The 13,928-nt window shown below is 54.7% G+C and carries 7 protein-coding genes; 6 read left to right on the forward strand and 1 reads right to left on the reverse strand.

Going from position 1 to position 13,928, the window contains the following annotated elements:
• Positions 1-623 precede the first annotated feature (623 nt).
• From sppA to SH573x_RS13255, 6 genes are all read left to right on the forward strand, one after another.
• Positions 624-2,606, forward strand: a complete 1,983-nt coding sequence (gene sppA, locus SH573x_RS13230) for a signal peptide peptidase SppA (protein ID WP_479355734.1) — start codon at positions 624-626, stop codon at positions 2,604-2,606.
• Positions 2,607-3,415: 809 nt separating this feature from the next.
• A complete protein-coding gene (locus tag SH573x_RS13235) occupies positions 3,416-3,781 on the forward strand; it encodes a DUF2171 domain-containing protein (protein ID WP_479355736.1) in 366 nt (121 codons plus the stop codon).
• A gap of 133 nt (positions 3,782-3,914) precedes the next feature.
• Positions 3,915-5,501, forward strand: coding sequence for a UxaA family hydrolase (locus SH573x_RS13240; RefSeq protein ID WP_479355738.1), 1,587 nt, complete (start codon positions 3,915-3,917; stop codon positions 5,499-5,501).
• Positions 5,502-5,625: 124 nt separating this feature from the next.
• Entirely contained in the window at positions 5,626-6,840 is a 1,215-nt protein-coding gene (locus SH573x_RS13245; protein ID WP_479355740.1) for an acyltransferase family protein, read from the forward strand.
• Between the two features lie 3 nt (positions 6,841-6,843).
• Positions 6,844-10,161 (forward strand): hybrid sensor histidine kinase/response regulator, encoded by a 3,318-nt coding sequence (locus tag SH573x_RS13250; protein ID WP_479355742.1) that lies wholly within the window; start codon positions 6,844-6,846, stop codon positions 10,159-10,161.
• 185 nt (positions 10,162-10,346) lie between these two features.
• Complete coding sequence (locus tag SH573x_RS13255; RefSeq protein WP_479355744.1) at positions 10,347-11,204, forward strand: hypothetical protein; 858 nt, start codon at positions 10,347-10,349, stop codon at positions 11,202-11,204.
• Positions 11,205-11,337: 133 nt separating this feature from the next.
• Here the strand turns inward: SH573x_RS13255 and SH573x_RS13260 are convergent, their stop codons facing one another.
• The gene (locus tag SH573x_RS13260) at positions 11,338-13,446 is read right to left on the reverse strand and encodes a hypothetical protein (protein WP_479355745.1); all 2,109 of its coding nucleotides are present in this window, start codon (positions 13,444-13,446) and stop codon (positions 11,338-11,340) included.
• Between the last annotated feature and the right edge of the window lie 482 nt (positions 13,447-13,928).

Raw genomic sequence — 13,928 nt, forward strand, 5'->3', positions numbered from 1 at the left:
ATTCATGTAGCCATTGTCACATCGGTTTGATAGCACGCGAAAATTTAAACGTCATCCTTTACCTGTATTGTAGGGGGCTGACAAGAGTGCACAGGCTCCAAGAGATAGACTTGATACTCCTATTGTTACTGTCTAAGCCACAAAGTTTCGCAGGCGGAAAATCTGCCCAGCTCTCGTAATGGTCAGTCAGGCACCATTGATTTTCGCAAATCGGCTGCAAGGGAGAACTGGTCTCCAGAACTACCTATACATAGTGAGAACCGCTAGGTGAATCTAAAGACCACGAACAATTTCACGAGATTTCTCGACAATCTAACGCAAAACGTTCGCTGCCTGTCTAGCTAGACCGGCTTTTGTAGCGGAAGCCATCAAGGCATTTGTAGCGGAAGCCGTCAAGGCTTTCGTCGTGCCGGCCGGCCAGGCGTTGGTGGCCCCGAGTCTTTTCTTTCCAAACTCTGGCGAGTTCGGCTACGAAGAACGGTCCAAACTCTGGCGAGGTCGGCTACGGAGTTCGGATACATGAGTCGTTTCCGCTCATCTTTCAGAGAATTCTCACACACAAACAGCTATTATGGATGTGTGCTTTTTCTGTAGTTCGTTTCGCCGCAGGAGCAGGTGGTCCGATGCGATTGTTGAATGTTGTGTGCGCAGCATGGTTGTCGTTGGTACTTTCAAGTGGAACATGCGCGACCAGTTTTGCGCAGAAAGAAGCTTCGCCACCTGATGCGGGGGAGGCGCCGGCTCCTGAGCAAAAAGCTGTGGCTGAGGCAGCGCCTGGCGAGGAAAAGAAAGTCGACCAGCCTGCCGCTGACGAAGCCAAGCCGCAGCGAACTCGTCAGCGTCGCTCCGATAAGTCGGCCGATAAAACTGCCGATAAAGCCGAAGCGGCTCCCGTTATCCGGGTGCTCGAACTCTCAGGAGAATATGTTGATCTGGCCCAACCGATGGGGCTAGATCCAGCCGCTTTACTAATGGGTGGCGATTCACTGAAGCAGAAGTCGTTCTATAAACTCTGCGACTATCTCGATGCGCTAGGCAAAGAAGCCAGTGTGTCGCATGTGGTCTTTGATCTATCGGACGCCGGGCTGGTCATGAACCCTGCTCAATTGGACGAGATCTCGCGGCATTTGGACAAGCTCAAGTCGGCTGGCAAACATACGATTGCGTGGCTTGAAAACCCAAGCAATACCCATCTTGCCTTGGCCGTGGCTTGCAAAGAAATAGTGTTGGCTGAATTTGGTGGCGTCGATATGCCCTCGATGTCGATGCAGTCGATGTTTTATCGTGACGCCATGGACTTAATTGGTTTGCAAGCTTCTGTGGTACGGGCCGGTGACTTTAAAGGTGCGGTTGAACCGTATCTCAATCCGCAGATGAGCGATCACTTGCGGGAGCATTACCTCGAGATGCTCTCGGCTATCAACGATGCGCAGGTCGATCGCATCGTGCGTGGTCGCTCGCTGACTGCTGCTCAAGTTCGCGAAATGCAGAAGCAACGCATGCTCCTGCCGAGCGAAGCACTCAGTCGAGGCCTGGTCGACAAACTTGCGCCGTATGGTTCGATGAAAACCACCATCGATGAGATGATCGGCAAGAAGTTGGAATGGACCAAGCCCAAGGCCGCCCCCAAACGCGAAATGAGCTTCTTTGAACTCATGGGCATTCTCATGTCCGGCGAAAAGAAGCCAGTTTCGAATATCAAGGAGGGCACGATCGCTGTTCTGCATTTGAGCGGTGCGATTGTCGACGGCAAGAAAGAGTCGCCTGGCTCTATCGTGTCCGGACCAACGGTGAAAGTCATCGAGGACTTGACCAGCAATGACAAGGTCAAGGGCATCGTCGTGCGCATCAATTCGCCCGGCGGCAGTGCCACGGCTAGCGAAGCCATCCGCCGCGCCTTGGCGGCGATGGCCGAAAAGAAACCTACGCTCATTTCGATGGGTGAAATGGCAGCATCCGGCGGCTACTGGGTCTCATGTATCGGCCAGCCGATTTATGCCGAGAAAGGCACGATCACTGGCTCCATCGGCGTCTTTTCACTGAAGATCAGCGCCGGTTCGCTCTTCCGACGCGTGGGCGTGCATGTCGAATCCATTGCCCTGGATGATGCCGCCAAGAGCGACAGCATCGATCGCTCATGGAGTGAGCAAGACGTTAAAGTCATGCAGAGCTTTATCGATGATGTTTACACTAAGTTTCTACAACTGGTTAGCAAGTCACGTGGACTGCCGGTCGAGACACTGAAAGAACTGGCCGGCGGACGCGTATGGTCCGGCACCCAGGCCAAGGCTCACAAGTTGGTCGATGAAATCGGCGGACTGGATGATTGCCTGGCCGCAGTGGCCAAGAAGGCGAAGCTGGATAAGTTCGAAGTTATTCATCGCCCAGTCGTCAAATCCGGTTTTGATTTGCTCGAACTCCTGGGTGAAGAAGAAAGCCGTGACATCGAAGTCCACAGCTTGCTCAGCGGTAGTGTGTTCAAGACGATGGCCCATCAAGGCTTTGACCTACGCGCCACCACCGCCCTCATTCAAAGCTGCCTGCAGCCTCGCGGCCAAGCCATGAAAGCCTGGGCACTCATGCCCGGCGAAATCTTGATCAAGTAGCGGAATGCGTCACCTCCCCCGGCGCAGCTGGGGAAGGTCGCAGACGAGGCGTTCAGCCGTCGTCTGCGGGAGGGGGCAGTGCATTAAGCAAGACTCCTGCGGTACTTAACCTGTAGCTGAAGTCGCCAGACTTTGGACGCGTCACCAATCGATTTCCAATCTCTGGCGAGATCGGCTACGTGCCCAGACCCCTCCCGAATCTCGCAAAGCCTCGATTCGACCTCCCCAAGGCGAAGCCTTGGAGAGGTGACGGTTACCTCCCCCGGCGCAGCTGGGGGAGGTCGCAGACGAGGCGTTCAGCCTTCGTCTGCGGGAGGGGGCAGTGCATTAAGCAAGACTCCTGCGGCACTTAACCTGTAGCTGAAGTCGCCAGACTTTGGACGCGTCACCAATCGATTTCCAATCTCTGGCGAGATCGGCTACGTTCCCAGACCCCTCCCGAATCTCGCAAAGCCTCGATTCGACCTCCCCAAGGCGAAGCCTTGGAGAGGTGACGGTCACCTCTCCCGGCGCAGCTGGGGGAGGTCGCAGACGAGGCGTTCAGCCTTCGTCTGCGGGAGGGGGCAGTGCGCTAGGCAAGACTCTCGCAGTACTTAACCTGTAGCTGAAGTCGCCAGACTTTGGACGCGTCACCAATCGATTTCCAATCTCTGGCGAGATCGGCTACGTGCCCAGACTCCTCCCGAATCTCGCTACGGGCTCGATTCGACCTCCCCAAGGCGAAGCCTTGGAGAGGTGACTTCCGGCACATGGGTTGCACCTTAGCGCTGTGAACCGTTTCACAACTTTCACAACACGAGGTGTTTATTATGGCTCGAAATGTTAAAGAATCGCTGCAGGATATGGGCGAGTCGGTCAGCCAAGCAGCCAAGAGTACTGGCCGCGCCATCTCTGAAGGCGCCGAAAATATGGCCGAGGGTGCTAAAGACATGCTGGGGACGAACGAGCACGAAGGTGATCAGTCAACCAACATTCGCAACCACATGCCCGTAATTGCTTCGTGCGGCAAAACCATCGGACTGGTCGATGGCGTGGAAGGCAATCAGATCAAGTTGACCCGTAAAGATAGTCCCGATAACCAACATCACTTCATTCCGCTGTCGTGGGTCGCCCGAGTCGACGAACATGTGCACCTGAACATCGACTCCCGCCAGGCCATGCTGAACTGGGTGTAGTGCAATGAAATTCCAGGGTTGTTGGCACCGCACATTTGCGCGCTGGTGCCTGCCTGGTCTTGAGTGGGCATCGGCTGTTGGGTAGGCTGTGGGCATTGAAATTTGCCCACGTTCGCTCCACCAAAGGAATCGTATGACCCCGGCCAATGGCGCGCAGCCTTCGTTTATTCATTTGCAAGCCAACGATAATGTAGTAGTCGCGCTCAAGGAATTGCCCAAGGGGACCGTTATCCACGTCGGGCGGTCGGACATAGCTGTGCGACAGACGATTCCACCAGGCCACAAAGTAGCCATCACTACGCTTGAACCAAATGAATCCATTTGGAAGTTCGGTTGGCCCATTGGTTTGACCACTTGTCGCGTTGAACCAGGCGATCATGTGCATTCACACAATTTAAAGTGCGATCACACTATTGATTTGGAGGCACTGTCTACTGAAATACCGGCCAGTCCTCAGCCGCTGACTAACTATACTTTCGAAGGTTACGTGCGACCTGACGGGCAAGTGGGTACACGCAACTATCTGGCGATTATCAGCAACGTTAATTGTTCGGCTTCAGCAGCCCGGATGATTGCGCAAAAATTCGATGCCGAGTCGTTGAAGGATTTCCCGAATGTCGATGGTGTCGTAGCCTTCAAACACGACGGTGGATGCGCGATGGCCTACGATGGATCGCGGCACCGCATGTTGGCTCGCATCTTGGGTGGAGTTGCGCGCCATCCGAACATCGGCGGCTTCATCTTGATTGGACTGGGGTGCGAACAAGGTACCTTGGGGCACTTGGTTCAGTCGCAAGGGCTTCATCAGATCCAGCTACCTGCTCATCTGAACAATGGCTCGCATAGTACCAGTGCGGCTACAGCCACTGTTCCAGTTCTATCGATCCAAGACGAAGGCGGCACACGCAAGACCATTGAGCGCGGGGTAGAGATGGTTAAGAATCTGCTGCCGCATGTTAACGCAGCGGAGCGCACGACCGTGCCCGCAAGCAAACTGATTCTGGGGACCAACTGTGGAGGTTCCGATGGCTATTCGGGTATTACTGCTAATCCTGTCTTGGGTTGTGCATCGGACTTGATTGTGGCCTGTGGTGGCACCACCGTGCTGGCTGAGACCACTGAGATTTACGGTGCCGAGCAAATTCTAACTCGTCGCTCGCGCACGCCGGCGGTTGCTCATAAATTGCTCGAACGTATCGAATGGTGGAAGTGGTATACCTCGGTCTTTGGTGAAGAGATCGATAACAACCCATCGGTCGGCAACAAAGCCGGTGGACTAACCACCATCACCGAGAAGTCGCTTGGCGCGGTCGCCAAGGCAGGGCATACGGCTTTGGAAGCGGTGTACGAATACGGCGAACCGATTACCGCCAAGGGCTTTGTCGTGATGGATAGTCCGGGGTTCGATCCAGCCAGCGTTACGGGGCTGGTCGCCAGCGGTGTCAACCTGGTCGCTTTCACCACCGGACGCGGCAGTTGTTACGGCTGCAAACCAGTACCCAGTTTGAAGATCGCCTCCAACTCGGCATTGTATCGACGCATGCTAGACGACATGGATTTCAACGCTGGACAGGCAGTTGAGGGCCACAGCGTTGAAGAACTAGGTCAAGAGCTGTTCGAGCACCTGCTGCGGGTAGCCAGCGGAGAAAAAACAAAGAGCGAGTTGCTAGGTATTGGCGACGACGAGTTTGTGCCTTGGACGGTGGGCCCAGTATTGTAAAGTGCTAAGCAATTGCGCGCGTCGACGTGCTCCGGCAATTTCATCTTGATATTTTCCGATTAGAATCTCTAGGGATCTGTACGCGGAAAATCTCAAGCATGAAAACTGCCAGGCCGAGTAAGCTATGTCCGACACCGCTGTCTCACCGATTGTCTCGCCGACGACCACATCACCTGCTGTAACCACTACTGCCTCGATGTCGACTGGATCGATGTCGACTGTTTCCGCAGCTGCGCCGGCTGCGTCGCCGCGTTTGTTGTCGATCGATGCCTTGCGTGGCTTCGATATGTTTTGGATCACTGGGGGCGATGCGCTGATCCTCAGCTTTCTCGCGCTCTATCCCGCGCCTTGGGCAGCGAATCTATCGTTGCAGTTTAAGCATGTTCAGTGGGAAGGATTTCGGTTTTACGATTTCATCTTTCCGCTGTTCCTGTTCTTGGTTGGCTGTGTCTTACCTTATTCCCTTGAGAAGTATCGCGACAAACCGCGCGACGCATACATTCGCATCGCCCGGCGCGTACTGGTGTTATTCTGCTTGGGATTGTTGGGCAATGGCATTTTGCGATTCGAGTGGAGCGAACTGCGCGTGGCGGGTGTGTTGCAACGCATTGCAATTTGTTATGGCGCGGCGGCACTGCTGTACTTGCACTTCAACGTACGCGGACTGGCTGCGTGGCTGGTCGGTATTCTGTTGAGTTATTGGGCAATTATGGCTTGGGTGCCTGCACCTGGCGGCGTCGCCGGTGATTACTCGATCGAAGGCAATTTATCGGGCTACATCGATCGAAATTATTTGATCGGCAGTATCAAGAAGACCTACTATGGATTCGGTGACAACGAAGGCTTGCTGTCAACGATTCCTGCAGTGGGTACTGCGCTGATGGGTGTACTGACTGGGTATTGGCTGAAGTCTGCAGCGGCTCCTTGGACCAAGGTGGCTGGCATGATGATGGCCGGTACGGGCTCGCTGTTGCTGGGGCTTGTATGGAGCAGCGCGTTTCCCATCATCAAGATCTTGTGGACAAGTTCTTATGTACTGGTCGCCGGCGGCTGCAGTCTGATTCTGTTGGCCTGGTTCTATGCGATCATCGACGTCATCGGTTGGCGAAAGTGGGCGTTCTTTTGGGTCGTCATTGGCATGAATGCGATCACCATCTACGTCGCGCAACGTTTCATAGACTTTGATGGTATGGCTGAATTCTTTCTGACGGGAACCGCACAAGCCGGCGATTATTGGGTGCCAGGACTCGCCAAATTTGTATTGAGCGCGGGTACAATTGCATGTCAGTGGTTGTTTCTGTGGTTTCTGTATCGACAAAGAATCTTCTTGCGAGTTTAAAAAATGGACGGCCGCAAGTTTCGCGAAATCTGGTTTCGCGAGCGTTCGCAGAGATTTGCTGCACGCATGGCGGTCGTCGTAATTACGCTCAGCATCGTACCGGTTCTGTTGGGCATCGGGCCGCCAGACCTGGGAACTGCTCTACCACTGGTTGTGTACGCGCTCTTCTTGACATTTTTGGGTGCGCGTTACTCGTATCGCTTGTGCTGGTTTGTAATCTTGACGGTCGCTTTGCCCGTTTTTTTTGCCAAGGGCGAGGCGTTTTGGGACGAGCTGCGCAATATGCTGTTCGTTTCTGTCGGGGCATTTGCGCTGGCTTGGGCTCATCGCCAACAACGTCATCGCTTGCAGCAGCGTGCCCGCATTAGGCGTCAGCTGGTCGGACGCGTGAAGCGTCGAGCCAGGCAGCTGCAACGCACTGGGTCCGAACTGCAGTTGGCGGTTGAACGCTCCGAGATGGCCCATCGCACGCTCTTAGAACATCTGCCGGTACACGTGATTCAGAAGGATCTCGATGGCCGCTTCATATTTATTAGCCAGTCCTTCAGCGAATTGCTGGGTCACAGCATTGATGACATTCTAGGCAAAACCGACTACGACTTCTACGAAAAAGAGATCGCGGATAAATTCCGTCAGGATGATCAACGCGTGACTCGCGACGGGAGATTCGTCGACCTGGTCGAGCGCACTCAGCTAGCCAGTGGCAGCTTGGCATTTATGCAAGTGCGCAAGGCACCCTTGCGCGATTCGAAGGGCAAGATTATAGGCGTCCAGGGAATCTTCTGGGATATAACGGAGACTCTCAGCGGCAAGATTCAGTTGCAGCGCATCGAATCCTGGGCACATGCCTTGATTCAAGCTGCGCTGGATGCAGTGTTGATCGTCGATATTGATGGTCGCGTCTTGGAAGTTAACCCGGCCGTGGCGACGATCCTGGGCTACCAACAGCAGCAGCAAGAGCATCCTCCGTTGGGTGAGATCATGCGTCCGGCTACTTCGGACATTGGCGGATCGGATTCTGGTCCACTGCGTGTGGAGGACAGTGACGATACGGTCGACCAAAACTCAGCCAGTCCACCGCGCGTTCCATCGGCAGCCGCATCCGACGCGTTGCTACTGAACCGCTTACTAAAAAAAGCCACCGGTCGTCGGATTGAAGTCCGCCTCAAACGCCCTGACGATACCTGGTTCGATGCGGAGATTTCTGCGCATCCGTTGGTGGTTGAGAATTCGTCTGGGTGGGCGATCTTCATTCGTGACATTACTCGCCGCAAACGCAACGTGGCGGAACTGCAAACGGCTAAGGAAGCTGCCGAGCGAGCCAATATGGCCAAAAGCGAGTTTGTGGCGAACGTCAGTCATGAACTGCGCACGCCGCTGACTGGCATCGTGGGCCTGCACGAATTGCTAGAGCGATCCACGTTGGATGAGCAGCAGCGCGAGTACCTGATGCTGGCCAGGACTAGCAGCGATAACTTGTTGGCTTTAATCGACGCGCTGTTGGACTTCTCTAAGATCGAGGCGCATCGACTGGAATTGGACAACGAGCCATTCAATTTAGTGAAGTGCGTTGAAGATGCCGCAGCCTCACTGGCCGCCCGTGCACAGCTTCGCGGGTTGGAACTGGTTATCGACTGTGCGCCCGATTTACCTCAGCAAGTTGCCGGCGACGGTCAACGCGTACGGCAAATCCTGCTAAATCTGATCGGGAACGCCATCAAGTTTACGCAGCGTGGGAGCATCTGCGTGCGGGTTGCGTTGCAGGATGGCCCTGAACCTAACAGCAGGCTCGACGGTCACGTGCTTCATGCGCCCGTCGTAGAAAGGATTCGCTTTGAAGTGATCGACAACGGGATTGGCATTCCCCCGGAGATGCAAGCGGTTATCTTCGAGGCGTTTCGCCAAGCCGATAGCAGTACCACGCGCCGTTACGGCGGCACCGGTTTAGGACTCGCCATTTGTCGCGAGTTGGTGCATTTGATGGACGGCGAAATAACTGTATCCAGTCAGCCTAAAGAGGGCAGTACTTTTAAATTTGTGCTGCCCATGCGCGTCGTTACTCCGGCACCTGAGCGAGTGATCGCTAGTGGCACAGAAATTTCAGTCGTCACACATGTGGCCATCGTCGCTCAAAAGACGTTGTGGAGCCAAACGTTGGAGCGCGACTTGGTGGCGCTGGGCTACCAGGTGGTGACCATGGATCTTCCGCAACTAATGGCTCGCGAACCGAAGCAACTCTTTGCGGCAGGCAATCACACGATAGTTATCGCTGACTTTCGTGAACTGGCGAACGAAGAGCCTGGAAGTTTGCCCGTTGTCGTGAGATACCTATTGGCCGTGCCAATGGCCCTGGCCAGACCTTCTCAAACACCCTCTTGGTTACGGCACGCCGACTATCGATGGTTGCAGCGGCCCATCTGCCGCGCGGAACTGAAAGCGGCCCTGACCAACAACGATCAGCAGTCCAAAGATGCGGACTATGGTAGCTTAAGTAGCGCCGAGGCAACACCGTGCGCTAATATCCTGCTGGTTGAAGACAGCCCTATAAACCAGACGGTATTGCAAGGCATCTTGACGCAGCTGGGACACTATGTAACTCTGGCCCGCAATGGCATCGAAGCAGTTCAGAAATGCGCTGACGAGCGATTCGACATTGTGCTGATGGATATTCAAATGCCGGATGTCGACGGTCTGGAAGCCACGCGGCGCATTCGTGCCAGAGAACAGGCCAGTGGGTTGAGTCCCGTGCACATCATTGCCCTAACTGCGCATGCGATGCCCAGCGATCGCGAAAAAGCACGACTGGCTGGAATGAATGGCTTTCTCGTTAAACCCATTCCGATGGAAGCCTTGCGTCAAGCAATCGGTGCGGCCGTGCCAGCCATTGAACCTACATCGACGGGGACTTTTCAGACATCGACATCGCAAGAATCAAGACAGCCTGATCCGCAACCGTTGCCCGATTGGGGCACGATTGAGTCGCTGATGGGTGGCAACTCTGAACTGGCAACCGAAGTTGTGGGCATGCTACGCACCGAATCTGCTCGATTGCGGCAACTATTTGTTAGCAGTGTTGAGCAACAGAATAATCGTGAAGCCCGACGTGCGGTTCACACTCTGAAAAGTAATTTGCGAAATGTGGGCTTGACCTCCGCTGCGGATTTAGCGGGGCAACTCGAAACGCTAGCGCAACGAGCCGAGTGGGAGCAGATTCAATCGCAGTTGGCTGAGTTTGAGCAAACGATTCGTCAGGTGCAGCAATGGTGCGCGCAGATGTTGAAGCAGCGCGCAAAGCACTTTGATGCGTCCAATTCAGATTAGAGCAAAACGGGTAAGTAGACGACATCGTAGCTGAATCAAACGCAAATCAAGTCTCGACTCGGCGTGCATCACTTTCTATAATGCAGTCGTTCTCGCTGTTCGCCCGGCACGAGGCAGTAAGTGGTATTAAGGCACGAGCAAGACCTGGAGCAGCTATGGCGAGCACTCCGCGGCCAAAGACAACAGTGACACAGCGCACCCGAAAATCCAACGCACAACTCGCGCAATCTCAACGGATTCAAGCGCAGCGCATTCTGGCGCAGAAACACCGCGAGCAGGCCCACTTGCTGGGTCAAGTTGTTGGCCAACGTCACTTGGTCAAAGAAGACATACGGCATCGCACGGATCAAATTGCCGAGACCGTGCTCGGCCATTCGCGCGCGATGAAGTCAGCCAACTTTACATCCACCACCGCGGCTGATTTGCAGCGGATGGCGGAACTGTACGATGTGCTGTTCTTTGATTCGAGGTTGTTGTCGCTAGCCCGACTGCATGGTTTGTCGTTTCGCTGGTCGAGTCGCATGACGAGCGCCGGTGGCAAGACAATTCGTTCCGTGCATCGTTTGCGTGGTCGAGGCGGTGCGCGAACATCGTACGAAATTGCTTTGTCAGCTACGTTGCTCTTTCAGACGTTCGGCGACTTGGAGCGACCGATTCGTGTGACGGGACACACCTGCGCCAATCGCATCGAAGCCATGCAGAGGATCCTGGAACACGAACTGATCCATTTGGCCGAAATGTTGGTCTGGGAAGACAGCAACTGCGCCGCCGGTCGCTTTCAAACAATTGCCCATCGCATGTTTGGCCATACTGAACATAAACACGACCTGGTGACTCAGCACGAGCGGGCTGCCAAGAAGTACAACATTCGCATCGGGTCGATGGTTTCATTCCAGCACGAAGGTCGCACGTTTATTGGGAAAGTTAATCGCATCACCCGCCGAGCGACCATCCTCGTTCCCGACACCAGCGGTCAGAAATACTGCGACGGCAAATCCTACCGCAAGTTCTACGTGCCCCTAAGCCACCTACAGGCCATCTAAGCCGTTGGCGTTAGCCTCGGTTTTTGCACGGCTCCACCGAGCTTGCTCGGTGGACCGACGACTTGTTCGGCTAGCCAAACAGTCGTGCTACCACCGACCAAGGTCGGTGGAGAGCCGGCACCGCACAGCGAAGTTAGTAGGCACCCCACATGGACTGCTCGTCGATCTTTATGCTTTGTAGCACGCGTTGCACATGTGCTGCTTGCTCGGGTGTTACCTGCGAACTGCGAATGATGAGAGCGCTAATTTGGCGACCGGCCTGGAGCAGTTCGCGCGGATCAATTGGGTTGTCGCGAAATGTGAGTTCATAGGCACCTGTACGAATCGCGGCTGCCAGGGAGACTCGAGTATCAGATAGATCGAGCGTCGTCAGGTGTGGCTGGTTGAATCTGCTCAATTCAACTTCGCTGACACTGGAGTGACTGAGGTCGATATGATCGCATCGCAAATTTCCGGTTGTCATACAAGCACCAGTGAACTTGGAATGATTCAGACTCAATCGCGAGAAGGTACATACCGGCAGCTTCATCAAGTCTTGCTCAGTGATCGGGCCTTCACCCAAGGTCAATTCCATGGGTCGTGCCGCCAGGCTGGGTAGCACTGCAGCCGTAATGCCTGTTCGGCGGATCGATACAGCTTCAGCGCTGCCCGCCGCCAGCGCCGCCAGGTTTTGGTCGGTGATCTGCGTACCGTCCAAGATCCATCGGGTGATACGTGGCCCGCTGATCGCGGAAAAGCCCGAGCCGTCGATAGGTGTATCGCTCAAGTCGAGTTTTCTCAGTGATGTAAATGTACTTAAGTGCTTCAACCCAGCATCTGTAATCGAGTTGCCAGCCAGCGACAGTTCACTGAGAGAAGCGATTCCGTTGACTTCTGCGAGTTGATCGTCAGTAATGCCTGTACGCCCTACATCCAACGCAAATAGCTGCCACTGTTGAGCAATATCTATTGCTTGTTTCAACGTAATGGGTGTACCGGCAATCGAGAGGGTATGGAGGTTCGGGCCCCGTACTGGAGGAAGTTCTGCACTGGTGATTTGTGTGTCAGATAAATCCAGCACGCCTAGCGATTTAGCACGTGCCAGGCCAGCTAGACCCGCTCCAGTCACCTTGGATCCAGCCAGGTTCAATTGTTCAATGGTCGGAAACCGCAGCAGCAACCGCGCCAGATCAGCATCGTTGAATTGGTCCGTTACCGTAACCTTGGTGACTCGGTTATCGGGCGCCCAAATCTCTGCAATGTGCTCGTCTTGGTCCTTGAGAATGTTGCTGACGGACTCCCAGAAACTCCTCTTGCGTTGATCGGCAATTATCTGACCGACGGTGAACGAGCAAGCCACGCCAACGACCAACGTAACCACAGCACGAGGATACCAGCGCGATTGTATATCCGTTGTGGTGTTGGAAGTAGAAGATGACGCGTCGCACTCATCCAGCGGATGGGTTGACAGTAGTCCGGTGGTTGGACCATCGGTGCTGGTTCCCGAAACCGCATGGACAGCTTGGCGTTCGAAATGTGTCAGCCGAAGCCCGCTGGCACGTAAGACGACGCAGCCCAGAGCTGTGGTTACCAACGCTACTGCCAAGCTGTTCCCAACATCCGTTATCGCCCGGTCGATAGACAGACCACCCAGGTAGACTACGCATGGAACAGCAATCGCACACGCACAAAAAATAAACAGCAGCCACAAACTCAGGCGAGCAAGCCAGCTCTTAGCGCAAAAGCCGATGTAAACAGATGGAATACCGATGACGGCTCCGATAGCCAGCGTAATACCCATGACGATAGGGATGCCACCCTCCGGCCCTGCCCCAAGATATTCGTCGATGTGCGTAAAGATGCTGATGCACGCCGCTGTGACAACACCAATCAAGAACAAGTCTTCCACGCTGGACCGGGCTTTGGGCTGCTCGAGAGTTTCGCTTAACGTCAGCGACCAACCTCGCAGATTCCGCATAGCGATCAGCGGCATACAGCTCATCAAGACGATCAGGGGAACCGTCAACAGTACCGCATAGACACTCGGGTCGCCATCCCACGCGGTGCGTGCAATCATGCACGCAATGCTGATGGAAAAGAGGATGATGGACACCAGCCAGCCAGTCACCCAGCTTCGGCCAACTGTCCCCCCAATGATGATTCCTAGAAAGGCGAATCCAATCATCACGCCGGAGAAAATTTCGCGAGCAACACGCGAGCTGGCGAACCAATCGAATCCGAATACGGCTATCTGAAGCGTCAACAAGCAACCGTACGCCGTGACGGCCGGCCAAAGTCGTAGCCAACTTTTCCGCGAACTAACATCGGCCATGTTGCCCCGGTCGATAATCTACGGGCGGCTCAGCAGCCGCTTATCAACGAACTATCAGACTAAGTCGCAAGCTTGCAAGTCGCTGGCATGAGGGACAGCGTTGTAGCCGATCTCGCCAGAGATTGGATGAGTCAAACGTGATGCTTCCAAAGTCTGGCGACTTCGGCTACGGAGTTGTAGCCGATCTCGCCAGAGATTGGACGAGTCAAACGTGATGCTTCCAAAGTCTGGCGACTTCAGCTACGGAGTTGTAGCCGATCTCGCCAGAGATTGGACGAGTCTAACGTGATGCTTCCAAAGTCTGGCGACTTCGGCTACGGAGTTGTAGCCGATCTCGCCAGAGATTGGATGAGTCAAACGTGATGCTTCCAAAGTCTGGCGACTTCGGCTACGGCGTTGTAGCTGATCTCGCC

The organism is Rania fehmarnensis (genome assembly GCF_056494185.1).